The sequence below is a fragment of the Metasolibacillus sp. FSL K6-0083 genome (assembly GCF_038630865.1).
Taxonomy (GTDB): Bacteria; Bacillota; Bacilli; order Bacillales_A; family Planococcaceae; genus Metasolibacillus; species Metasolibacillus fluoroglycofenilyticus.
Genome location: NZ_CP152046.1, coordinates 3467169 through 3492035, shown reverse-complemented (window position 1 = coordinate 3492035; position 24867 = coordinate 3467169). Strand labels below are relative to the sequence as shown.

General features: G+C 38.8%; 25 protein-coding genes, 1 other RNA gene and 1 pseudogene. 7 read left to right on the top strand and 20 right to left on the bottom strand.

The window, feature by feature from the left end; translation table 11 throughout:
* Positions 1-122 precede the first annotated feature (122 nt).
* Entirely contained in the window at positions 123-380 is a 258-nt protein-coding gene (locus MHB51_RS16395; protein ID WP_342558600.1) for a hypothetical protein, read from the bottom strand.
* Between the two features lie 56 nt (positions 381-436).
* Complete coding sequence (locus MHB51_RS16390; RefSeq protein ID WP_342558599.1) at positions 437-706, bottom strand: DNA-binding protein; 270 nt, start codon at positions 704-706, stop codon at positions 437-439.
* A gap of 147 nt (positions 707-853) precedes the next feature.
* On the opposite strand from MHB51_RS16390, the gene MHB51_RS16385 reads away from it, so the two are divergent.
* Both MHB51_RS16385 and MHB51_RS16380 read left to right on the top strand, forming a co-directional pair.
* Positions 854-1330, top strand: a complete 477-nt coding sequence (locus tag MHB51_RS16385; RefSeq protein WP_342558598.1) for a helix-turn-helix transcriptional regulator — start codon at positions 854-856, stop codon at positions 1328-1330.
* 31 nt (positions 1331-1361) lie between these two features.
* On the top strand, positions 1362-2510 hold the full coding sequence (locus MHB51_RS16380; RefSeq protein WP_342558597.1) for a site-specific integrase: 1149 nt from the start codon (positions 1362-1364) through the stop codon (positions 2508-2510).
* 56 nt (positions 2511-2566) lie between these two features.
* Here MHB51_RS16380 and MHB51_RS16375 read toward each other — a convergent pair whose 3' ends face one another.
* From MHB51_RS16375 to secG, 8 genes are all read right to left on the bottom strand, one after another.
* Entirely contained in the window at positions 2567-4270 is a 1704-nt protein-coding gene (locus tag MHB51_RS16375) for a DUF2326 domain-containing protein (protein ID WP_342558596.1), read from the bottom strand.
* 224 nt (positions 4271-4494) lie between these two features.
* Positions 4495-5076 carry a hypothetical protein gene (locus MHB51_RS16370; RefSeq protein ID WP_342558595.1) on the bottom strand — a complete coding sequence of 194 codons (582 nt, stop codon included), beginning with the start codon at positions 5074-5076 and terminating at the stop codon, positions 4495-4497.
* The gene (locus MHB51_RS16365) at positions 5066-5302 is read right to left on the bottom strand and encodes a hypothetical protein (RefSeq protein WP_342558594.1); all 237 of its coding nucleotides are present in this window, start codon (positions 5300-5302) and stop codon (positions 5066-5068) included. Before MHB51_RS16365 ends, MHB51_RS16370 begins: the two co-directional genes overlap by 11 nt.
* A gap of 232 nt (positions 5303-5534) precedes the next feature.
* Positions 5535-5892: a transfer-messenger RNA gene (gene ssrA, locus MHB51_RS16360) on the bottom strand.
* A gap of 347 nt (positions 5893-6239) precedes the next feature.
* Positions 6240-6704 carry an SsrA-binding protein SmpB gene (smpB, locus tag MHB51_RS16355; RefSeq protein ID WP_066167037.1) on the bottom strand — a complete coding sequence of 155 codons (465 nt, stop codon included), beginning with the start codon at positions 6702-6704 and terminating at the stop codon, positions 6240-6242.
* 96 nt (positions 6705-6800) lie between these two features.
* Entirely contained in the window at positions 6801-9191 is a 2391-nt protein-coding gene (rnr, locus tag MHB51_RS16350; protein ID WP_342559491.1) for a ribonuclease R, read from the bottom strand.
* A 37-nt stretch (positions 9192-9228) separates the two neighbouring features.
* Entirely contained in the window at positions 9229-9978 is a 750-nt protein-coding gene (locus tag MHB51_RS16345; RefSeq protein WP_342558593.1) for a carboxylesterase, read from the bottom strand.
* A 241-nt stretch (positions 9979-10219) separates the two neighbouring features.
* On the bottom strand, positions 10220-10447 hold the full coding sequence (secG, locus tag MHB51_RS16340; protein ID WP_066167045.1) for a preprotein translocase subunit SecG: 228 nt from the start codon (positions 10445-10447) through the stop codon (positions 10220-10222).
* A gap of 430 nt (positions 10448-10877) precedes the next feature.
* Between secG and MHB51_RS16335 the strand changes: the two genes are divergently transcribed.
* The 4 genes from MHB51_RS16335 to MHB51_RS16320 all read left to right on the top strand — a co-directional run bounded on the left by MHB51_RS16335 (position 10878) and on the right by MHB51_RS16320 (position 14314).
* Positions 10878-11567, top strand: a complete 690-nt coding sequence (locus MHB51_RS16335; RefSeq protein WP_342473221.1) for a response regulator transcription factor — start codon at positions 10878-10880, stop codon at positions 11565-11567.
* Positions 11554-12900 carry an ATP-binding protein gene (locus MHB51_RS16330; RefSeq protein ID WP_342558592.1) on the top strand — a complete coding sequence of 449 codons (1347 nt, stop codon included), beginning with the start codon at positions 11554-11556 and terminating at the stop codon, positions 12898-12900. Before MHB51_RS16335 ends, MHB51_RS16330 begins: the two co-directional genes overlap by 14 nt.
* A complete protein-coding gene (locus MHB51_RS16325; protein WP_066167050.1) occupies positions 12893-13474 on the top strand; it encodes a PepSY domain-containing protein in 582 nt (193 codons plus the stop codon). The genes MHB51_RS16330 and MHB51_RS16325 overlap by 8 nt, the downstream gene beginning before the upstream one ends.
* A 90-nt stretch (positions 13475-13564) precedes the next feature.
* Positions 13565-14314 carry a PepSY domain-containing protein gene (locus MHB51_RS16320; RefSeq protein ID WP_342558591.1) on the top strand — a complete coding sequence of 250 codons (750 nt, stop codon included), beginning with the start codon at positions 13565-13567 and terminating at the stop codon, positions 14312-14314.
* 105 nt (positions 14315-14419) lie between these two features.
* Here the strand turns inward: MHB51_RS16320 and MHB51_RS16315 are convergent.
* The 9 genes and pseudogenes from MHB51_RS16315 to MHB51_RS16275 all read right to left on the bottom strand — a co-directional run.
* Positions 14420-14503: pseudogene (locus MHB51_RS16315) on the bottom strand (diadenosine tetraphosphate hydrolase); the annotation flags it as partial.
* A gap of 160 nt (positions 14504-14663) precedes the next feature.
* Complete coding sequence (locus MHB51_RS16310; protein ID WP_342558590.1) at positions 14664-14966, bottom strand: hypothetical protein; 303 nt, start codon at positions 14964-14966, stop codon at positions 14664-14666.
* Positions 14967-15072: 106 nt separating this feature from the next.
* Positions 15073-16365: a phosphopyruvate hydratase gene (gene eno, locus MHB51_RS16305; protein ID WP_342558589.1), complete on the bottom strand. Its 1293-nt coding sequence runs from the start codon at positions 16363-16365 to the stop codon at positions 15073-15075.
* Positions 16366-16390: 25 nt separating this feature from the next.
* Complete coding sequence (gpmI, locus tag MHB51_RS16300) at positions 16391-17929, bottom strand: 2,3-bisphosphoglycerate-independent phosphoglycerate mutase (protein ID WP_342558588.1); 1539 nt, start codon at positions 17927-17929, stop codon at positions 16391-16393.
* Positions 17922-18683: a triose-phosphate isomerase gene (tpiA, locus tag MHB51_RS16295; protein ID WP_066167061.1), complete on the bottom strand. Its 762-nt coding sequence runs from the start codon at positions 18681-18683 to the stop codon at positions 17922-17924. The genes gpmI and tpiA overlap by 8 nt, the downstream gene beginning before the upstream one ends.
* 27 nt (positions 18684-18710) lie before the next feature.
* On the bottom strand, positions 18711-19892 hold the full coding sequence (locus tag MHB51_RS16290; RefSeq protein ID WP_342559490.1) for a phosphoglycerate kinase: 1182 nt from the start codon (positions 19890-19892) through the stop codon (positions 18711-18713).
* Positions 19893-20424: 532 nt separating this feature from the next.
* Positions 20425-21438, bottom strand: coding sequence for a type I glyceraldehyde-3-phosphate dehydrogenase (gene gap / locus MHB51_RS16285; protein ID WP_342558587.1), 1014 nt, complete (start codon positions 21436-21438; stop codon positions 20425-20427).
* A 44-nt stretch (positions 21439-21482) separates the two neighbouring features.
* On the bottom strand, positions 21483-22490 hold the full coding sequence (locus MHB51_RS16280; protein WP_342558586.1) for a sugar-binding domain-containing protein: 1008 nt from the start codon (positions 22488-22490) through the stop codon (positions 21483-21485).
* Positions 22491-22731: 241 nt separating this feature from the next.
* Positions 22732-22968, bottom strand: a complete 237-nt coding sequence (locus MHB51_RS16275) for a glutaredoxin family protein (protein ID WP_107943271.1) — start codon at positions 22966-22968, stop codon at positions 22732-22734.
* Positions 22969-23057: 89 nt separating this feature from the next.
* On the opposite strand from MHB51_RS16275, the gene MHB51_RS16270 reads away from it, so the two are divergent.
* Positions 23058-23675 (top strand): spore coat protein, encoded by a 618-nt coding sequence (locus MHB51_RS16270; protein ID WP_201261942.1) that lies wholly within the window; start codon positions 23058-23060, stop codon positions 23673-23675.
* Between the two features lie 427 nt (positions 23676-24102).
* On the opposite strand, the gene clpP is transcribed toward MHB51_RS16270, so the two are convergent.
* Complete coding sequence (clpP, locus tag MHB51_RS16265) at positions 24103-24693, bottom strand: ATP-dependent Clp endopeptidase proteolytic subunit ClpP (RefSeq protein WP_066167087.1); 591 nt, start codon at positions 24691-24693, stop codon at positions 24103-24105.
* Positions 24694-24867: the final 174 nt, after the last annotated feature.

Below are 24867 nucleotides of genomic sequence, written 5' to 3'. Positions count from 1 at the left end.
ATGTTAAATTCATTATAATATTATTGACTAAATACTGCAATTAATACAGATATACCGTTTAAAATTATAATTCAAACAAAAAATGAGCAACCTTCTTTGATCAGGTCGCCCATGTTTTTAAGTTAAAATTCTTTTTGTTCCAACTCCCCGAACCACTCAAAATCCTCCACCTCAATTGCTAAACTTTGTAATTCTCCTACATCCTCCTCCAGCAATCGCACATCTTCCCTCGACTCTAGCATCTGCACTGGCACCCATTTCATATCCTGCTCACCGTTATTTCGAAATTGCACGAGACACTTTTCCCTCTTTTCATCAATCGCCAATACAAATCCATAAATATGACTAAAGCACACCCACTGCCCTTCGCTAAATTTCATGTAATCTCCTCCAAATAAAGAAAACGCAAAAGCCTCAAGACCTTTGCGTTCACCGTTTAATTACTACGTTCTATAAAAAATCGATCAATTTCTGTTTTTGACACGCGTTTGACACCTTCGACTTCGCAAATCTTTAAGCCGTAAATGCGAAACTTCATGAAACTGTTATAAGAAACACCTGCGTATGCGGCTCCTTCCTTAAGCGTCATCCATTCCTTCATGTGTCCTGTTTTCTTGCTTTCTTCAATGGCTAGGTGCGTCGCTGCAATGACTATTTGCTGTAACTCTGTTTCAAAATGGTGCGGTAAATCAAAACGTAACTCCATTTCGTTGCCTCCTATGCTCATTTATTTTCAAGATTAATCTTGATGAACCAAGAATATCACAACCACACTTCAATATCAAGAATTTTCAAACTATTTATTTGAATATCAAAATCAAACGGTGTATGCTATGTACAAGGAGGGCTGACAATGAACGAAACAAAAAGCTTTGGCGCGTCACTTCGACAATTACGAAAATCAAAAATGCTATCGCTCGTGCAATTATCTGAGCAATCGGGTGTTTCAAACCCTTACTTATCGCAAATTGAAAACGACAAATTCGTCCCGTCACTCGAAATTTTGCGCAAGCTAGCGATAGCACTAGATCACGATATTTACTCGCTCGCACTCAATACGGGGATTTATTCTGAAGAAGATTTAACGATGCTCCAACGGCACGACCGCAAAAGCACATTCGCTGACGATGATTTCACGTATGAAGCTTACAAATCGCATTACCACGTGCAACTCGAAGACTTTATTAAAGACTCTGGGCGTAGCTTTTATATTGCAGGCCACAAATTGAACGACAATGAACTCCAAGCACTCGTGCAGCTATTCGAGGGCAAAGAAAAAAACTATCCAACTGACGAGGCATTAAAGGAAGGCTATGAAAAGTTAAAGTAACGACTGCTAATCATACGAAGGAGGAAACATCATGGCAGCTATCAAACCGTATGAGAAAAATGGCAAGACCTTTTACATGTTCCAACTTTACATCGGCACTGATCCACTGACTGGAAAAGTTCGTAAAACGACACGACGTGGCTTCAAAACGAAAAAAGAAGCCCAGCTCGAACTCGCCAGACTGCAACTTGAAATTGACAAAGGCACGTATGTACGCCCACCCGCTGAAACGTATCGGGAAGTGTATGATTTATGGGTTGTGCAATATGAGAATACCGTGGAGGAAAGTACCTTCATGAAAACGTTAAGCATTTTCAAAAATCACGTGTTACCGCAACTAGGCGATTACAAAATCGATAAAATCAACATCAAAATTTGTGAGCAAGCGATTAATCATTGGTTTAGAAAGCTCGCACGTTATCGTATGGTCAAAGCATACGCATCTAAAGTGTTAGATTATGCAATTAAACTTGAGCTCATTCAAACGAATCCCATGAAGCTCGTAACAATGCCAACAAAACGTGTAGATCCAACTGAAGATGAGGAAGAATTAAATTTCTATACAAAAGAGGAGCTACTGCATTTCTTAAAATGTATGGAGGAAGAAAATAACTTCAAGGCATACACCCTCTTCCGCATCCTTGCCTTCTCCGGCATGCGTAAAGGTGAAGCACTCGCTTTAACATGGGAAGATATTAATTTCAAAGACTGTGAGATCCGCATTAACAAAGCGCTCTCTCGTGGAAAAGATAACCGTTTGTACGTGAAAACAACGAAAACAAAATCATCTCGTCGTACATTGAAGATGGATGAAAAAACGATGGAGATTTTAGCGGACTGGCGAAAGAAACAAAAACAAGATTATTTAATACTCGGATTTAACACGCTGCAACCGAAGCAGCTCGTATTTAGCAGTCGCGAAAACGGGCTGATGCAACCAACAAAAACACGGAAATGGATGCTGCATGTACAACAAAAATATGGGTTGAAGGAAATCACAACACATGGCTTACGCCACACGCACTGTTCTCTATTGTTTGAAGCTGGCGCAACCATTAAGGAAGTACAAGATCGACTGGGACATGGCGATGTGCAGACAACGATGAACATTTACGCTCATGTGACAAAAAAGGTTAAAGCGGAGACAATACAGAAGTTTGTGGATTATTTGGATTTTTAAAGTTAATCTCAAACCAAAATAGAACTTGTTAAAACTAATTTGGTTTGAGATTATTATTAGACTCTGAAAAATTTATCGTTTCGTGACAATTCTAAAATGGTAGCTTCTTTTATTACTTTATCGTCAATGTCACTTATCCTTTCCTTTAAAATCGGGAAAATTATCTGACTATTTGTCTTTGTAGCTAAATCAATAATTGTATCCAATTGATTTATATGTGTATTTTCTAGTTGATCATATATTAAAAAGTCTGGTGAAGTGCATTTTATTTGTTTTATGTATTCTAAATAAGCTAAATCAAAAGCAATTATTAAACCTCTCTGTTTACCTGTCCCTAAACTCCCTACTAAGTTTCCTATGCTGAAAGGTCTACCATCTTTTTTTTCTCTCCAATCCGAATCGTAGTATAAAAGATATTTTTCCCCATACAATTTCTTTGAATATTCTTTAAAAAATCCGTTAAATTGATTTATCGGTTGAAGATGCTCATCTTCTTCGACATCAGCATTTATTTTTTCTAGAAAATCTAATACTTCATCAATTTCTTTTTTTAAAGATTCTTGTATTTCTTTTGCTTTTAACAATTCCCCTTTCTTAATACTTAATGTTTCAATTTCAAGATTAATTGTATTAATTTTTTCTAATAAGCCATGATCTAATAAATCCATTGTTAATTCTTTTTTCTCGCTTAAAATTTGTTCATATAAAGAATATAAATCAATTAATTCATGATTTAATCGGATTAATTTTTGATTAATAAAGTTATATCTATTGTCGACCATTTTATTATGAAAAATTACCACTTCTTCAAAAGATTTATTTAAATTTTCATTAAAAACTTTTGCATCTTGATAAATTTCTTTTATTCTTTTTATATCTATATCAGCTTTATTTTTCTTAACCATTTCTAGACTTTGAATAACAGTATTTCTTTCGAATTCTAATAAATCAATTTGATTTTTGATCGAATCAATTTTGTTATTTATCTCTGTTTTTTCATCCATATCAATCTTGTATTGCTCAAAATAATCAATCTTCGATCTTTGCTCACTTAATTCTTTTATCTCAGATTCAATAAAAAGAATCCCTTGTTCAATTTGATCTAAAGAAGGTAGATTAGAATCCTTATCATAAACTTCTTTTTTATTTTTTAGTTTTTTTAGCTTTTCTTCATAAACTTGCCTTTCACTAACAATATCTTCAGAGTTAATTTTAAGTAAGAAAAAATATATTGCTTCATAGACAACATAACTTGTTGAAGTTAAATAATAGATAACATTATTTAATTGAATATCATCAGTTCTTACAAATTTCGATATCAATTGTCTAAAGCTAGGTTTTGGTTCAACTGAATTAAATAAAACCTCCTTCAAATGAGATTCATAATCTGACTCTTTTACCTTAATATCATTAAAATATCTAGGTCCTCTACTGTATAAACTCCTAGTAAACTTGTACTTATTATTTCCGTTTATAATTTCTAGAGTTGCCTGCACTTTATTTTCTTCTAGTAGGTTTTTGATTATTATATTTTCGCCCTGTGCTTCTCTGTTTTTATACAATTTTGAGACACCACTTGCATTTAAACAAATATCAATTATTTGAATTAACGTTGATTTACCTACACTATTACCAGTATCTTGTTTTAAGTCAGTAGTTTTATCAACTACTAAATTTAGTCCATTTAAATTAAACCCTATACTTCTTATTACTTCTTTGTTAGGGTATGTCTTATAAACTTCTAATTTACTTAATCTCAATTTGAATTTCTCCCTTATCATTTATTTCGATTAAGTTTAATAAATATAACCAATCTAACGTATAATAGATATTATTTATTGAAACATCTCTTAATTGATTGGATATCCCTACGATAAATTGTTCAATATTCATTTTAGGATTACTAATTAACAAATCAATAAATACAGATGCTAAATAATATATAGTTGTGTCAGGCTTAATATCATTTCGAACAATTATCATATCAAACCGGCCTTTCTAAAATTTTACATTCACCTAACGCATAACAAATAAAGATATTTAGACACATTGATAGTTCTTCCAAGTTAAAATTTTCACCATTATAAGAGCTTTCTATTCGACATTTAACTTTATCAATAATTAAAGAAATTATTTTATCCGATTGTTTCTTTATCCTAACTTTTAACTCATCTAATGGATCGCTAGACTCTCTACATTCTTCAAAAATTTCAAACTTTATGTTTTTATAAAGTACATGTATGTCTTCAAGAATATTTCTTTTACAATTTTCATCAATATTTCTTAAAGAATCAAATGCTAGTTCACATATCGGATAATAGACATAATATTCATCAATCATTTCTTTAAAAAAAATTATATTGTTATATTCGATTTTTTCTTCAATAGTATATGGTTTATTATTATAGGAGTTTCCATTCTCTATCACTGGTGAATAGTTTTTTACTAACATTTCAATGAATTTAGGCAAAAGGGAAGGGATTTTTTTTTTATCACTTAGAATTTTTATATCACCGTATATATTTTCCGCAATTACCCCATGATTTTCACCAAAATTATTTACCAATTTCAACTCCACCCTTAATATTTTTTGCTATTACACCTGAATTTGTTCCATCATTAGTTATAGTGGTTTTATTTTTGTGCTGATTAAATAGATTATTTGTCTCATTGCGAATTACAATCATCTCTTCTTTAATCTTTTCACATTTTTTTGCTTGGATAAAAGCTATTACAGTTGAAATAACAGTTGCAACCATAGCTATAGTAGCAATAATCAAATTTGCATCCAATCATATTTCCTCCTCAATCAAGTAGATTAATATAATTTTACTTTTTTTATACTATATTGTAAATGTAAGGGTTTGTAGGTTTAATAGTTTGTTAGACATTTATTGATAAATTCTGACTCCCAAATTGAATGCCATTGAATGCCACAGCACAAAATCCCCTAAAAACACAAAAAGACCGAAACCCTTTAATATCAAGGGTTTTGACCTTCATTGATTTCCTATGAAATCGTATTTATGGAGACGGCGGGAGTCGAACCCGCGTCCAGAAGCTCCAATACGCCGGCTTCTACGCGTGTAGTTTGTCTATTTGCGGTTCGCGTGGCATTATGCCGACAGACAGGCGTCCTGCACGCTAGCTTGGGAATCTCTTGTCGGTGACTCAAGCGGCACCACCAGACCGTATCCCACTGAAAGTTGAGCCCTACGTAGTCCACATGGGCGATGGACAGGCAGAGCGCCTACGAGCTTACGCTGCGAAAGCTAAGTTTTGTTGTTTGCCAGTTATTATATAACTTCCGTTGATGACGGAGCCGAGACCTCCGACGCGCGACCAGAGCTTGAACCACCCCTGTCGAATCCGTAACGCCCCCGAATAATTATTCGGTTTGTAAACCGTGTACGGACAGCTTTGCAATTGGTTGCAGGCTGTAAAATGAGCAACGTATGAGTAGTTGCCCGCTGGCATTGTAGTCCTATTATAAGACAAAGATAGTCAAACAGCAAGCGATAGCGTTGATTTTTTTGCTGCCTAATTTTACATCTAGATGCAGCGTTTTCTTTCCGGCTAAAACTTTCATCAAACTCCCCCGCCATTCTCACTGTTTCCCCCCACTTTCAAAAACCAGCCTTCGCACTATTCAAAATAAACCCTATAAAAAAGCACCACCGACAGCGTCCAAAATGCCGTGTAGTTGCACGGCATTTTGGACGCTTCCTTCTAGCGCTGGCGGTCCTTGAAGACGCGTTCCATTTCGCGCTTTGCTTCTTTTTTACGGAGGTCGTCGCGTTTGTCATGGTCTTTTTTCCCTTTGCCTAGACCGATTAGCAGTTTGGCGTAGCCGTCTTTAATGTACATTTTTAGTGGTACGATTGTGTAGCCGTCGCGTTTGACTGCGCCTACTAGCTGGTTAATTTGCCTTTTGTGCAATAATAGCTTGCGGTTGCGTAGTGGGTCGTGGTTGAAGCGGTTGCCTTGGTCGAATGGGCTGATATGCATATTGTATACCCATGCTTCGCCGCCCCTTACGCGGATATGTGAATCCTTTAGCTGGACTTTGCCTGCACGGATTGATTTGATTTCTGTGCCTGTTAGGACAAGACCTGCTTCGTATGTTTCTTCAATAAAATAATCATGTCCTGCTTTTTTGTTTTGGGCTAGGACTTTGCCTGTTCCTTTTGCCATTTGTTACACCTCACAGCGAGCTACTCGAATAAGCAGCTCCTTCTCATCTCAGGTTGTGCTAGCCGACATTGTGAGCGCGGCTAGCGGTCCCCTTTATTATCTTTTCTTTTTCTTTTTGCCTTTTTTGGCGATGCCCTCGTAGAATTTTGGTTTGTCCTTTGTTTTGCCATCTTTACGGCGACCGCGCGGGTCACGCTCATCTGTTTTCCCTTTTCTGCGACTTGGACGTTCGTCGCTACGCTTTCTGTTGTCGCGTCGTTCTGAGCGTTCGCCACGTTTCTTTTCGCTGCGCCCTGCATGGATAACCTTTGGTACAACTTTGCGTGAGCGTCCACCATAGGATGTCACCATGCCAACAACTTCAAAGTCGATGGAGGATTCTTCGATGACTACGTTTGCCATACGCACTGTTATTTCATCACCAATATGGAAGCCACGCCCTGTGCGCTCACCGATTAATACCATATGGCGGTCATCGAAACGGTAATAATCATCGGTCATATTGCTAATATGGACAAGTCCCTCTACCGTATTTGGTAGCTCCACAAACATGCCGAAGTTTGTTAACGATGATACCATACCAACAAATTCCTCACCAATTTTATCAGACATAAATTGTGCCTTTTTCAGCGAGTCGGTGTCGCGCTCTGCCTCAACAGCACGGCGCTCACGCTCTGACGTATGGTCAGCAATTTCATCCATTGCCTGCTGCCATTTCAATATCGTTTCCTTCGATGTATCGCCATTAATTAAGTATGTGCGAATTAAGCGATGCACAATTAAATCTGGGTAGCGGCGAATCGGCGATGTGAAGTGCGTATAATAATCTGTCGATAAGCCGAAATGCCCTAGCGATTCTGGATAATATTTTGCCTGCTGTAACGAGCGCAATAGCATCGTTGAAATAACAGGCTCCTCAGGCATACCTTCAATTGAGCGAATAATTTCCTGTAATGCCTTAGGATGTACTGAATTACCTGTTCCTTTAACAACTAACCCAAAATTCGTTACAAACTCGAAGAAGCGCTGTAATTTTTCAGGCTTAGGGTCCTCATGTATACGATAAAGGAAAGGTAACTCCATCCAGTGGAAATGCTCTGCAATCGTTTCGTTTGCCGCAAGCATAAATTCCTCGATTAAGCGCTCCGCCACTGTGCGCTCACGTAACACAATATCAGTTGGCCAGCCTTCCTCGTCCACTAGCACCTTTGACTCCTTGAAATCAAAGTCGATAGCTCCGCGCCCCATGCGTTTTCTGCGTAAAATCGATGCAAGCTCCGCCATTTGCTGGAACATCGGCACAAGCTGCTCATAGCGTGTCACTACTTCTGGATGCTCATCTGGCTCCTCTAATATTTTATAAACGTCAGAATAAGTCATACGCTCGGTCGTGTTAATTACGCTCTGGAAAATTTCATGTTGCACAACTTGACCGCTACCATCAATAATCATTTCACAAGATAGCGTTAAGCGGTCTACTTGTGGGTTAAGCGAGCAAATGCCATTTGATAGACGGTGCGGAATCATCGGGATAACACGGTCTGTTAAATAAACAGAGGTCGCACGGTCATATGCCTCTTGGTCTAAAAGTGAGCCCTCTGTTACATAATGACTGACATCGGCAATGTGTACGCCTAGCTTGTATGTGCCGTCCGCATTTTTCGTTACCGTTACGGCATCATCTAAATCCTTCGCATCCGCTCCATCAATCGTTACAATTGTTTCATTGCGCAAGTCGCGACGTCCAATTAAATCCTGCTCCGCCACTTCGTCAGGTACTTGTCCTGCTGCATCTACTACTTCGCGTGGAAATTCGGGTGGAATATCATATTTATAAAGAATTGATAAAATATCGACACCTGGGTCGTTTTTATGGCCTAATATTTTCGTAATCATGCCTGAAGCTGATTTGATTTCATCTGGCCATGATGTTACTTCCACCACGACTTTATGTCCATCTACTGCGCCGAGTGTATCCTCTTTTGCAACATAAATGTCCATATTTAATTTTTTATCGTCAGGTATGACGAAGCCAAAGCCACGGTTCGCTTGGTATGTGCCGACAAAAGTCGTTTTGCTACGCTCAACAATTTTAGTTACCGTTCCTTCACGGCGGTCTCCCGCTGATTCATTTAACACACGAACTAATACGGTATCGCCATTTAACGCGCCATTAATTTCATATGGCGGGATAAAAATATCATCCATGCCTTCTTCCTCTGGCGTTACAAAGCCGAAGCCTTTTGTATGTCCGATAAAGCGACCGCGTAATAAATTCATGCGCTCAGGTAAACCGTAGCGATTGGAGCGCGAGCGCACTATATAGCCCTGTGCTTCCATTTTGACTAAAGTTTTTACAAGCTCTTTAAATTCATCTGCTTCAATCATTTCAAAGGTGTCTTCAATTTCTGAAACAGTCATTGGCTTGTACTCAGGCTTTTTCATCAGCTCTAGCAAGCGCTGTTGTAAATCATTATTTTGCGTCATCATTGTCCCTCCCTACTAACAAACATCTCTATTTCCATTATTCAACATGCCAATCAAGTGATTGTAAAAAGGCGTACACATCCTCATGCAGTTGCTCCTTTTCTTTATCTAGCGTAATGACATGTCCTGAATTGTCATACCATTTAATCGATTTCTTTAAGGATTCCACACCTTCGTAAATCATATTCGCGGAATCTGGATTAATTACGTCATCTTTTGTTGCTTGCACGACGAAAATCGGTGCATAAATCATATCAATTTCGCGGTACACATCGTCAACGAGCCCTTGCAAATCCTTTAAAGACGGCATGCCCTGATGACGAATTGCTTGCAATTCTATTTCGATTTGCTCGTCAGTTTTTCCTTCATATTTTTTATATTGTTTTGCATAGTCTAGCACACCATCAAACATAATATCTAATGTGCGCATCGTCATCGGTGAACACATTGTCACGATACCTTTTACTGGGAAGCTCATCGCCAGCTTTAATGAAAAAACACCTCCAAGGGATAGTCCTGCAACCGCTATTTCTTCATAGCCCTGTTCCTTTAAAAATTGATAGCCGTCCTGCACATCCTGCCACCACTGCTTTGGATTCGAAACGAGTAGCTCCTCTGGTGGCACACCATGCCCTCTATAATGTGGCGCATGAGAAGTGTAGCCTCTTTTTTCTAAAAAGCGCCCAAGCATGCGTACATCAGCGGAAGTACCAGTAAAGCCATGTAATAGCAATACAGCTCGCTTCCCTGCTTGAAAGAAAAATGGTTTTGGCTGTGTTAATTTCATTTGTCTTACCTCCATACTTTTCAACAATTACCCGTCTATTTTACATTATAAAGTAAAACAACCAATGATGGCGAAAAATCAAGTTTTTCTTTTATTGTTTACAGTTTTTTTGATTCTATTGGCGATTTCTCATATTTTATTGACGCTTGCCCTGTTCAATCGGCTTTTCAATTGCTCAAATGAAATAAAAAAACTGCCTCATAAGCTTTCACACTTATAGGGCAGTTTTGTCTTATACTAATTAAATTTTTGTAATCGCTAATGCTAAAAGAAAGAAAATTACAGCTAAAACGATTGTTGTGCGATGTAAAATTAAATCCATCCCACGTGCTTTTTGTTTGCCGAAAAGTTGCTCTGCTCCACCAGAGATGGCCCCTGATAAACCTGCACTTTTACCTGATTGTAATAATACAGCAGCAATTAAAGCAATCGAAACGATAATAAGTAAAGTTAATAATAACGTATGCATACGTCCACCTCCTGCATCCCAAACATTGCAACAAACTACATTATACCAAATGCTTCACTGTATGACAATGTGAAATATTTTAACAGGCGTGTTGATTTCCGTTGCGGGGGACGCTTTCCTCGGGGTGCGGCTCCAACTAATTTATTTCGGCATTCGCCGAAATAAATGGATTTTCAGCTTGGGGCCAACACGATGTTGGTCATTGAGGCGTTGCCACAGGACGTGGCGACCTTAGCCTCCCTACACTTTTGTCCCGATGGAGTCGCCCCCTCCACTCCAATCACCGAGCGTATGCCTATGAAAAAAGCATTTCCTCTATAAAATACGCTAATTAATATACATTATTTACATAATCAACACACCTAATATTTTAACCTACTTGCATCTATGTTTTTTATCTACTAGGATAATGATAAGATTGGAGGTCCTAATCGTGCAAAAAATTTTAATTATAGAGGATGAGCCGCAAATTGCACGAGTTCTGCAACTGGAGCTTGAATTTGAAGGCTACGTAACGAAAGCCGCTTATACAGGAACTGAAGGATTAATTGCGTATCGCGAGGAGCATTGGGATTTAGTACTACTTGATGTCATGCTACCAGAGATGAATGGCTTCGAAGTGTTACAACGCATTCGTAAAAAGGACATTACACCTGTAATTTTATTAACAGCAAAAGGGCTTGTACAAGATAAAGTGACGGGTCTTGATTTAGGTGCGAATGATTATGTGACAAAGCCCTTTGATTTCGAGGAACTACTCGCTCGTATTCGGGCAGCGTTAAGGGTATCTCCTATGGCACAAATGCAGCAGGATGAGCTATGCTTTGCGGATTTGTCGCTGAATGAACAAACGCGAGAAGTGATACGTGCAGGACAAGCGATTCATTTAACACCGCGCGAATACGATTTATTAGTACATTTTTTGAAGCATCCCCAGCACGTACAAAGTAGAGAGCAAATTTTAAATGCCGTATGGGGCTATGAATATTATGGTGATACAAATGTTGTTGATGTCTATGTTCGATATTTGCGCCAAAAAATCGATGCGACTGGCACATCGCTTATACATACTGTACGCGGTGTGGGCTATGTATTGAAGGTAGTAAATGATGAAGCTTAAAACGAAAATTAATTTATTTTCGACATTGCTGACGCTAGTTATTATGGCAACGAGCTTTACTAGTATTTTTCTTGTTTACAAGCAGTTCGCCTTTCAAACGGAATATACACAGCTACAAAATCGTGCTGATGAATTAATGAGTACGATTAGTAAAGTGGATACAAGCATAGATATTAGCTCCTTTCTACGTGCTTATATCCCATCTAATGGTGCTTTGCGCATTGTCGATGAAAACGACAAGCAGCTTATTTATATGCAGGCAACGACAACAGTGGAGCGCATCCCTTTCACATTAGAAAAGGGCGCTGATTATACCATTTCCTCTTGGAAAGATACGCCTGTTATTTCGATGAACTACCCTCTACTTTGGCCAACCGGGGAGATTGTTACACTAGAATTGGTTGAACCATTATACGGTATTGCGCAAAATATCGCGTTGTTAAAATGGATTTTAATCGCGATGGCACTTATCGCCATTGTACCTATTTATTTAGCAAGCTCTGTCTTAGCGGGAGTGATTGCCAAGCCTATTCAGCAGCTAACGACAACGATGCAACAAAATATTAAGACAAATCGCTATGAGCAGCTACCTTTAAAGGAAAATAAAAAAGATGAGATTGCTGAAATGACGACTACCTATAATGCCTTGATGCATCGTTTAGAGGACAACTATATGAAGCAGCAACAATTTGTTGGCAATGCCTCACATGAGCTGAAAACACCGCTAACTGTTATCGAAAGCTACGCAAAGCTGTTACAACGTCGTGGCTTTCAAAATGAGCAAGTTGCTTATGAGGCTTTAGCTGCGATTACAAAGGAAACTGCGAATATGCAGGATATGATTACACAAATGCTACAGCTTGCCTCTGTCAATGAAACTATCGAGATTAATTTAGCTACTACACATATAGAGCCACTGTTACAGGAAATCACAGCGACGATACAGCAGGCTTATGCACGTGAAGTTCGCATACAGGGACAGAACTTTATATTGACAACAGATGCAGTAAAATTAAAACAGCTTCTCTTTATTTTCGTTGATAATGCCCGAAAATATAGTGAGCAGCCAATAATAATTACGATGAAGCCTACAAAGCAAATAATTATTCAAGATGAGGGTCAAGGCATCCCCAAAAAAGATTTGCCACATTTATTCGAACGCTTTTATCGTGTTGATAAAGCACGTAGTCGCAAAACTGGTGGTACGGGGCTCGGCTTAGCTATTGCCAAAGAGCTTGCAGATTTACTCAATCTTGATATAGAAGTTAACAGTACAGTTGGTGTTGGTACAACTATTACAATTTCAGCTAAGGAAGTGATAATACGTGAATAAGAAAATGATTATAATACTGATTGCTACATGTATCATTAGTTACGTATTATTTACTCGGTTAAATAGTGTTAACCAAAAGCAACCGTTAAGTGAGGCGGATGTGCAGGCTCATATCGACAAGCTTTATGCGGGTGAAGTGAAATCAATTGTCATGCAGGAGGATATTGCAGTTGTTTCCTTTGCAACACAAGAGGGCATCTATCAGGTGAATATTAACTTAGAAAATAGTCGTCCTTCCAATTTAGCAATAGTACATCAATTTGTAGGACAAACTGATGATAAAGAGGTTGCCCAAGAGAATTTAGCAGAGGAAGAAAGCGAGTCAAAACCTTCGGAGCAGCAAGCGGCAAAGCCTGAGCAAAATAATAATCAGAATAAAAACTACCTAATTTCCGAGCAGCAGGCTATCCAAATTGCCTTAAAGGAACAGGCTGGTGTCGTAGATAATGTTGATTTTAAAAAGACCGATGATGGGGGCATATATGAAATCGATATTGAGCATGGTGATTATGAAACGACATTTATTATTCATGCAATTACAGGAAAAATTCTATCTGTAGAGTTTGATGATTAAATTCTCATGAAATTCTAATCTTTCTCTAATAGTCATCTCATTTTCACTTTTTATAATTAAGCTATAACTAATTTGAGGAGTGAACTTGAAATGAAAAAATATTGGATTATCCCGACTGTATTTGCGGGAATATTAGTTGGCTATCTTTTCGCTCAAAAGGATTTAACAGGCTCAGCAGAAAAATCAAATGCTATTACAGCACAGGAAGCTAAAAATATCGCCTTAAAGCAATTTGATGGTCAAATTATTGATTTTGATTATGACAATGACGATAATATCCCACATTATGAAATCGAAATCAAAACAGCGACGGAAAAGCTAGAACTTGAAGTAAACGCGAAAACAGGCTCATTAACTGTTGTTGAGCGTGAAACATTAAATACAGTAAAACAACAAACTAGCAAAGCTTCTGCAAATATAATGACAAAGCAGCAGGCAATGGATATTGCGCTAAAGCAAGCTTCTGGTAACGTCACAAAAGCGAAGCTAGACGATGGTGTTTATGAAATTATCGTTCGTGATGGTAGCATCGCAAACGAATTTAATATTGATGCACAAACAGGCGCAATTTTAAATCATACGAAATGGGATAATAAAAACATTTCTTATAAAAATGACAATGATGATTATTCGTATGCTAAGCCAGGCAACTTGATTTCATCAGAGCAAGCGATTGCGATTGCACAAAAGCAAGCATCCGGTCGCGTAATAAAAACTAAGCTCAATAAAGATGATGGTCTGTACGTATATGAAATCGAAATTAGAGATGGTCATATTGAGCATGAGTTCGAAATTGATGCTCAAACTGGGAAAATTTTAGAATATAGCATTGATGATTAACATTTCATATTAAAGGAGCTGTCGGGAGGGTTTTACCTTCCTGATAGCTCCTTTTTAAAAATTCGTTCTTCTATAGAATTTGAAGTTCTTTTGTTAGTTTCTGAATTGCATCCATTCATAGCGAGGTACCATCCATGTATGGAAATGATGTGTTGTATCTTCATTGTAGAAATAATACACATGTTCTATATATCAATTACGCCTCGGCGTAATTGTGTCGGGATTTTGAATTGTACTTGGACGATTGACTCCTTTCAAAATCCCTGACATCCGCCGGAGGCTTTCACTTCTTTCAGCGAGTGTTTGGCACCCGCTGAAATCGGTCTTATACTTGCATTCATCTCGCCATCTAAAGAGGTGGAAGGCTTCTGCTGAAAGACGTTAAAACCTTCCTTTGCGCCGCTCTGATTTTTGTCAAAATATTTATATAATCAACCTTTTCATCCTCAGTCAATTCATCAAAACACTTTATATGTCTTTTAGAGGCTACTATAATTAATCCTTTTATTGGATACGCGACATCTTGATGAGCATGAAAATATGCTGTTTCAATTACAGTTCCTCCATCTGGCTTAACGTCCCCGCTTGTTAATGCGCAGCTTAAACATTCGACTTCAACTATTTTTCCATTTGATAAAGTAATCTTCTTCATCGGCATTTCCCTTCCTACTGCAATTGAGTTGAATTTTTCTATAAATACAAAACAGGGCAGTCGGGAAATGCAGGTGTTCCCTGCTTTCTCGACCGCCCTTTTCATTTTATTTTAAATTATAGAACGTATCTAAGCCTAAATATTGTGCAGTTGCATCTAGTTGGTCTTCGATGCGTAGTAATTGGTTGTATTTTGCTACGCGGTCTGTACGAGATGGTGCACCTGTTTTAATTTGACCAGCGTTTGTTGCAACAGCGATGTCTGCAATTGTTGCATCCTCTGATTCACCAGAACGGTGAGAGATAACTGCTGTGTAGCCTGCGCGTTTTGCCATTTCGATTGCGTCGAATGTTTCTGTTAACGTACCGATTTGGTTTACTTTAATTAAAATCGAGTTGCCTACGCCTTCCTCGATACCGCGAGAAAGCTTTTCTGTGTTCGTTACGAATAAATCGTCCCCTACTAGCTGTACGCGGTTGCCGATGCGCTCTGTTAATAATTTATGACCAGCCCAGTCATTTTCATCTAAGCCATCTTCAATTGAGATGATTGGGTATTTTGCTGTTAATTCCTCGTACCAGTCAACCATTTCTTCCGATGTTTTAACGACGCCTTCTCCATCTAAGTGATATTTGCCGTCTTCTTTATTGAATAGCTCTGAAGAGGCAACGTCCATTGCTAGGCGCACTTCTTCACCCGGCTTGTAGCCTGCTTTTTCAATAGCTTCTAAAATAACTGTAATTGCTTCTTCGTTTGAGCCTAAGTTTGGAGCGAAGCCTCCTTCGTCACCAACAGCCGTATTATAGCCTTTTGCTTTTAATACCGCTTTTAAGCTATGGAAGATTTCAGTGCCGATGCGTAGTGCATGTGTGAATGACTCTGCACCGACAGGCATTACCATAAATTCTTGAATATCGACGTTGTTATCCGCGTGTGCTCCACCGTTTAAAATATTCATCATTGGTACTGGTAATTGTTTCGCGTTGAAGCCGCCTAAGTATTGGTATAATGGCATATCTAAATAGTTTGCTGCTGCATGAGCAACCGCCATCGATACACCTAAAATAGCGTTAGCGCCTAGTTTCCCTTTGTTTGCTGTACCGTCAAGCTCAATTAATGCTTTATCAACTACTACTTGGTCTAATACAGAGAAGTTATCCTCTAATGCTTCTGCAATAATTGTATTGACATTTTCAACTGCTTTTAGTACACCTTTACCTAAATAGCGTGTTTTGTCGCCATCACGTAATTCAACTGCCTCGTGCTCACCAGTTGATGCACCAGATGGCACGATAGCGCGACCAAATGCACCTGATTCTGTAAATACTTCTACCTCAACCGTTGGATTACCGCGTGAATCTAATACTTCGCGAGCATAAACTTGTGTAATAAATGGCATGTTTCATTCTCCTTTTTAAATAAGCTTATTTTGTTGTCATCATTAATGACTTTCCTGTCATTTCAGCTGGTTGCTCCACTTCGAGAAGCGCTAGCATTGTTGGCGCAAGGTCTGCTAAAATGCCGTTTTGCTCAAGCACTATATCTCTCTGTGTCACAATAATTGGAACAGGATTTGTTGTATGAGCTGTCATCGGTAAATCATTCAGTGTAATTACCTCATCTGAATTACCGTGGTCAGCCGTAATAATTGCTGCGCCACCTTTTGCAAGAATTGCATCAACAATTTTACCGAGGCATTCATCAACTGCTTCAATTGCCTTTATCGTTGGCTCAAGCAAGCCGCTATGTCCAACCATATCCGGATTTGCAAAGTTTAATAGGATAGCATCAAAGCGCTCCTCTTCTATTGCGGAAAGCAGCGCATCTGTTACTTCATATGCGCTCATCTCTGGCTTTAAGTCATATGTTGCTACTTTCGGAGAAGCAATTAAAATACGCTCCTCGCCTGGGAATTTGTCCTCACGTCCACCGCTCATGAAAAATGTTACATGTGGATATTTTTCAGTTTCAGCGATGCGAAGCTGCGTTAAGCCATTTGCTGCAATAACTTCCCCTACAGTATTCACTAAATTATCGTTTTCATAAGCAACGAGTGCATTCACCTCATCACTATAATGTGTGAATGATACGAACATCACATTTTCAGGATGCTTTTCTGATTGCTCAAATCCGTTAAATGCTGGATTTGTAAATACTGTCGAAAGCTGAATTGCACGGTCTGGTCGGAAGTTGAAAAAGATAATCGCATCATTCGTATCAACTGTCGCAGTCGGTTGCCCTTCTTTCGTAATGACAAACGGCACAACAAATTCATCAACAACTTCACGCGTATAGGAGGACGAAACACCCTCCTTTGCAGTTGCCGCTGTTTGACCAACACCGTCTACTAATGCTTTATAGGATAGTTCCACACGTTCCCAGCGCTTATCGCGGTCCATCGCATAATAGCGACCGTGAATTGTTGCAAATGAACCGATGCCGATTTCAGCCATTTGCTTTTCTGTTTCCTCAATATATTCTAACGCAGTCGTTGGACCAACATCACGTCCATCTAAAAAGCCGTGCACGTATACATCCTCGGCTCCATTTGCCTTCGCTAAATTGAGCAATGCAAAAAGATGCTCATAATGGCTGTGTACACCCCCATCGGATAAAAGTCCCATTAAGTGTAGCTTTGAGCCATGCTTTTTCACATGTTCTACCGCTTGCAAAAGTGCCTCATTGCGGAAAAAATCACCTTCACGGATAGACTTATTAATACGTGTTAAGCTTTGATAAACGATTCGACCTGCACCGATGTTTAAATGTCCAACCTCTGAATTACCCATTTGACCATCTGGCAGGCCTACCGCCTCACCACTTGCTGTTAATGTCGTATGCGGATAGACGTTCCAGTAACGGTCAAAGTTTGGTTTGTTTGCCTGCGCCACTGCGTTTCCTTTTACTTCGTCACGTAGCGCAAAGCCGTCTAAAATAATTAATGCTACTGGCTTTTTAGGCATTTGCCCCCGCCTCCAATAATTTTAAATATGATTCGGGCTGTAAGCTTGCGCCGCCAACTAATGCACCATCGATATGTTCCTTAGAAAGTAGCTCGACAATATTATCTGGTTTTACAGAGCCACCGTATTGAATGCGAATTGCCTCCGCTACGTTGTTTCCATATAGCTCCTCTACAACTGCGCGAATAGCGCCACATGTCTCATTGGCATCATCAGCAGTTGCTGTTTTCCCTGTACCAATTGCCCAAATTGGCTCATAGGCAATAACCATATGTGCCACTTCTTCGCCTGTAAAGCCTTGCAATGCCGCACGAATTTGTGCTGACACTTTCGCTGTCGTTTGCCCCGCTTCTCGCTCCTCTAGCGTTTCACCACAGCAAATAATTGGTACAATGCTATGCTCTAGAGCTGCACGCGCCTTTTTATTAACTGCTTCGTCTGTTTCATTAAACATTTCACGGCGCTCTGAGTGACCTAAAATTACATAGTCCACACCTACACTCGCTAGCTGTGCTGGGCTTATTTCCCCTGTAAATGCACCTTCATTTTCGAAGTGCATATTTTGTGCGCCAATTGCTAGCTCTGACTCAGCCTGAATTTGCACAAGTATTGGCAAATAAAGAGCAGGTGCACAAACGACTGCGTCCACTTTATCACTTGATGGAATTTTATCTTGTAGTGCTTCTACAAATTCAACTGCTTCATCAAATGTTTTATACATTTTCCAGTTTCCTGCAATAATTGGTTTACGCATCTTTTTGCCTCCAATAAATAAGTTATTTTATTTATCATTTAACGCGACGATACCTGGAAGTTCCTTACCTTCCATCAACTCTAAGCTTGCACCGCCACCTGTTGAAATATGATTCATCTGGCTTGCTACTTCGAACTTTTCAACAGCTGCTGCCGAATCGCCGCCACCAATTACAGTGTAGCCCTCTGTTGCAGCCATTGCGTTTGCAACTGTTTTTGTACCGTTTGCGAATTTTTCCATTTCGAATACGCCCATTGGCCCATTCCAAATAATTAGTTTTGAATTTGCAATAACATCTGCGTAGCTTGCCGCTGTTTTTGGTCCAATATCAAGTCCCATCCAGCCTGCTGGAATTGCATCAATATCTACTACCTGAGTAGCTGCATCCTTTGAAAATGCATCTGCTACAACAGCATCAATCGGCATATGTAATTGCACGCCTTTTTCCTTCGCCTTATCAATAAAGCTTTTCGCTAGCTCGATTTTATCTTCTTCTAGTAAAGAGTTTCCGATATCATGCCCTAGAGCTTTAATAAATGTAAACGATAGACCGCCACCAATAATTAAGTGGTCTACTTTTTCTAATAAATTTTCGATTACACCGATTTTATCCTTTACCTTCGCACCGCCGATAATTGCTGTAAATGGACGCTCTGGATTCGATAAAGCCTTCCCTAAGACATCCAGTTCCTTTTCCATTAGAAAACCTGATACCGCGGGGATATATTTAGCAATCCCTTCTGTCGTTGCGTGTGCACGGTGCGCTGCACCAAATGCGTCATTTACATAAACATCAGCTAGTTTAGCAAAGCTTTGTGCCAACTCTGGGTCGTTCTTCTCCTCGCCTTTATGGAAGCGAACATTTTCTAATAATACGATATCGCCCTCTTGCATTTTAGCAATCGCTGCTTCTACCGTTTCACCGATTGATTCGTCTAATTTTGTTACAGGACGCTCAATTAATTGTGCTAGGCGTGTTCCTACTGCTGTTAGACGCATTTCCTCATTTATCTCACCTTTAGGGCGACCTAAATGCGATGCTAAAATTACTTTTGCACCTTGCTCAACTAAATATTGAATTGTCGGTAATGCCGCGCGAATACGCGTATCATCTGTAATGTGACTATCTTCCATAGGCACGTTAAAATCAACACGTACAAAGACACGCTTCCCTTTTATATTAATATCCTTCATCGTCTTTTTACTCAACATAAAAAAGCTCCCTTCAACTTTTAGCGCACTTAGTTTTATAGTAGCAAAAGTTACATTCAATGTCTTGCCATTTACGAACTAAATATGAACGAAAAATGAAAATTCGGCTAGCGTCCAAAAAGCCGTGCAGTTGCCGGCATTTTGAACGCTGGCAGGTAGTGTTTTGGTAAAATGTTTGCTTATTAAAATAAAGAGGGCTTTCTTTTAATACAATGCCGAAACAATTGTACCTGTAACTAAGCTATTAGTACAAAAAACACCTGTAGTAGTCACAATCAATTACGCTTCGGCGTAATTGCGTCCAGATTTTTTCGAGCTTGCTCGAAAAAAATCTGTGACATCCGCGGGAGGCTTTATCATGATTCAGCAGGTGTTTGAACACCCACAGAATAAAAAGCAAGATAAGCATTCCTCTCGCCACCTATGGAGATGGGAGTTTCATGATAAATTGTCATTATCCTCGTCGCAAAAGGGCCGTCTCAAAATGATTTTTCAGACGACCCCTTTCTTCTTGTTGACTCAGGCTATATTATTTTTTGAAACCTTTGCTTGCTACATATAGTGCAAGATCTAATAAACGTGCAGAGTAACCACTTTCGTTATCATACCATGAAATAACTTTTACTAGTTTATTTTCTAGCACCATTGTAGATAGGCCATCAATTGTTGAAGAGCTTACGTTGCCATTGTAATCAGTTGATACTAATGGTAGCTCATTGTAATCTAAAATACCTTTTAATTCGCCTTCTGCTGCTTCTTTTAATGCTGTATTTACTTCTTCAACTGTTACGTCTTTTTTTAATGTTGCAACTAAGTCTACACAAGATACGTTTGGTGTTGGTACACGCATTGAGAAGCCATCTAATTTACCTTTTAACTGAGGTAATACTTTTGATACTGCTACTGCTGCACCCGTTGTAGTTGGAATCATTGATAACGCGCCAGCACGCGCACGACGTAAGTCAGGATGTGGTAAGTCAAGAATGCGTTGGTCATTTGTATAAGAGTGGATTGTTGTCATTAATCCGCGCTCGATACCAAATTTTTCGTCTAATACTTTTGCCAATGGTGCAAGACAGTTTGTTGTACAAGAAGCATTTGATAATACATCATCTGTTTCTGGATTGTAATCTTCGTGGTTTACACCCATTACATATGTTGGTACATCACCTTTTGCCGGAGCTGAAAGAATCGCTTTTTTCGCACCTGCTTGTAAATGATAGCTTAACTTTTCTTTATTGTTAAAAATACCTGTACATTCAAGTACAATGTCTACACCTAATTCGCCCCAAGGTAATTGTGTTGGGTCTTTTTCTGCATATACTTTAATTTCTGTACCGTTAACAGTGAAAGAATTTTCCCCTGCTTTCACATCAGCATCATAGATACCGTGTACTGAGTCATACTTTAATAAGTGTGCAAGCTGACCAGCATCTGTTAAGTCGTTGATTGCAACTACTTCCACTTCACTGTTATTCATTGCTTCACGAAATACTTTGCGTCCAATACGTCCGAATCCATTAATTGCTAATTTTACTGCCATGTGAAATTCCTCCAAAAATTTATTTATAAGAGCTTATTTGCCCATTATAGATTTTCTAAAATTGCATTTGCTGCACTTTCATCGGTAATAAAAATTGTATTTTTTACTGCATTTTTAAAATATGCCTGTACCGATTTTGCCTTACTTGCTCCCGCTGCAATCGCGATAATTAAATCACTTTGCTGCACTTGTTCTAGCTGAATTCCGATTGTTCGAATATGGTGCACAATTTGCCCTTGTTCGTCGAAATAATAGCCAAATGCTTCACCAATCGCGCCTTTGTTCAGCAATAATTGTTTGTCTTGTTCTGTACTTTGCCTGCGGTCAGCCATTTCCATTGCATCACCTATGCCATGAATTACGATATTAATATTGTCGTAAAGTTCAATCATTTCCTTAACAATTGGTTCATCTTTCATAGCACTGTATGCTTGTTCGCTTAAATGCTCTGGTAAAAATAGCGTGCGATACGTTGCGTGACACCGCTCGGCAAATTGTGCAACGAGCGTGTTCGCTTGCATTGTCATTTCATCACCAATCCCACCTCGTGCAGCAATAAATTGTGCACTTTGCAAAGCTTTAGAAGGTTGTAGATATGGCCCAATCGAGCCAACTGAGCTACCTCCTGTCACCGCTATTTTGCAGTTCGGCTGTGCTTTTTGCATAACAAGTGTTGCAGCCTCTTTTCCTATTAAAGAATAAGTGCTCACATCTTGCTCAATATCACTTGGGACGATAATAACTTTGCTAATTTGAAGCGCAGTCTGAAGTTGTTGCTCTTTTTTGGAAATACCCATTAACTCATTAAACAATGTTTTTAATTGCTCTAAAGCGGTATACCCAAGTTCTGTGCAAACCATGCCTTTGACCTGAATTTGAATTAATTGCTGGTCATTTAAAATTTGCGTCTCTTTACGAACATCGCGTTCTGTAAGCTGTAAAATATCAGCTAAAGCTCTTCTTCCGATAGGGCTTTGTAATGCAATTGCCTGCAATAATCGAAAGCGCTTCGTCAGCAAATCATCCATTTCCGGCACCAATTTGCGCTGCATTTCATATAAAGAATTACCGTTCAACAACATCACCTTCCATAAAGTGAAGCCTCAATCAATTGTTGCTTAATATAAGTAGGTATATCTTCGGGTCATTTTTTGTCCCGCTAATAAAAAATCGTCCCACTTAGAGTAAAAAAAATTACCTTTCGACTATATTATATACACATCTATATTTTTTAGCAAATTATTTTGTCTAAAAATTTCGAATCAATTATAATAACGACTACTTGAAGCACCGTTACTCGTGCAGTGCTTCAAACAGTGTTACATAATCAAGCTGACCGTATTGAAGAATCTGCTCATCACAAGTAACAACTGGAATCATCAGCATATACTTCTCATGTAGTGCCTCGTTTTCTTCAATATTAATAACAGTGAGCTCAAATGCACAATCCTCTTGTACAAGCTTTAGTGTCAGCAAGCCTTCCTCACATAACTGACAATCAGGTCTTAAGTAAAAATTAACTGTTTTCATTTGCATCCCTCTTTCAATTCACTATGTATAAAATAACACAAGTTAGGCAACCTATAAAATGTACGACATTTCGATAGGAGGAAAAATTAATGACAGGTGATTTTCAACAGCAACAGCAGGAACAAGCAATGGGACCACTTTCGACAAATCATGGCGGACATGAATTATTTGATGTGCATGAAGTTTTAAGCGCAATGATTGGTGGTTTAAATCAATGCGTTTTGCTGCGTGACCATGTGCAAGACCCAGAGCTACTTTCTATTATGGACAAGCAATATGCTTTTATGCTCGATGAATATAATATTACTGTCGAAGCATACAAAACGGGGCACGACCCACAGCATCCTACACGCACATACAATATGCAAACAGGAAATGATTTCAAATATGGTATCACACCAGGTGAACCAAAAAAACCAATGCAAGCTGCTAACGAGCTAGACGATGCTATCATCGCTGGCTGCTTATTAAGCGTTCATAAAGTTGGTGCTACAGGCAAAACAAAGGCTGCACTCGAAACGTGTAACCCTGTGTTACGCCGTGTCCTACAGGATTCTGTACCAAACTGTATTGAAATGGCCTATGAAATATCTATTTATCAAAACAAAAAAGGCAATTATCAAGTGCCTCAATTGTCAGGCCCTGATATGCAAGCGATGCTTAATATGTATGGTCAAGGTCAAATGGCAAAAAACATGCCAAACTAAAAGAGCGTCCCACAAGCAGTGCTTTCGCCTGCTTGTGGGACGTTTTTTGGGGATGCTTTTAAAAGATATGCTTATGGAAATAAAGAAGACTATCTTTAATAGTGAGGGTAACAGTGTTTCTTCTAAGTGAAGATGGGCGAATTAGGATTTTTCGATAAAAAAGCAATAGTTCTTACATATACCATGAAAATTTGCTTTTCACCTTCACTCGAAAAAATCTGTGACATCTGCTGGAGACCTTATCATGATTCAGCAGGTATTTGAACACCTACTGAATCAGCATTCATCTTGCACCTGTGGAGGTGGGAGTTTCCTGCTGAATCGTGATAAAATCTTCTTGCGTTTCTCCCTGTGTGAACCCTTTGAAGAAACATTAACAAAAGCGTCCAAAACGCCGGCAATCGCACGGCTTTTTTGGACGCCTCTATTATTTCACTTGGTTGCGCTCAATAATTTCATCAATTAAGCCGTATGCTTTTGCTTGCTCAGCCGTCATGAAGTTATCGCGGTCTGTATCGCGAGAAATTGTTGCATAATCTTGACCTGTTTTCTCAGCCATAATTGTGTTTAATTTTTCACGTAAGTGTAAAATACGTTTTGCGGCAATTTCAATTTCAGTTGCTTGCCCTTGTGCACCGCCAAGTGGTTGGTGAATCATTACTTCTGCGTTTGGTAATGCCATACGTTTCCCTGGCTCACCAGCAGCTAATAAAAACGCCCCCATCGACGCAGCCATACCGATACAAATTGTTTGTACTTTCGGTTTAATGAAGTTCATTGTATCGTAAATAGCCATACCTGCTGTAATTGAACCACCAGGAGAGTTAATGTATAAAGAAATATCTTTATCTGGGTCTTCTGCCTCTAAAAATAATAACTGCGCTACAATTGAGTTTGCTACATTATCATCAATTGCACTGCCTAATAAAATAATACGGTCTTTTAGTAAGCGTGAATAAATATCGTAAGCTCGCTCACCACGGTTTGTTTGTTCAATAACTGTAGGAATTAAATTCATTGAAAAATCCTCCTTTATAAAAGGTAAATTCATATGCTCATTGTTGAAAAGCTAAGCTCCTTCAACTGTATTCTTATCATACACGCAATAGTCAAGAAAGGTCAAATATAAACTCCGAAAATTTATCTTGAAATATTCAGCTGTCGTTTGTATAATTGAAAAGTCGTTAATTTT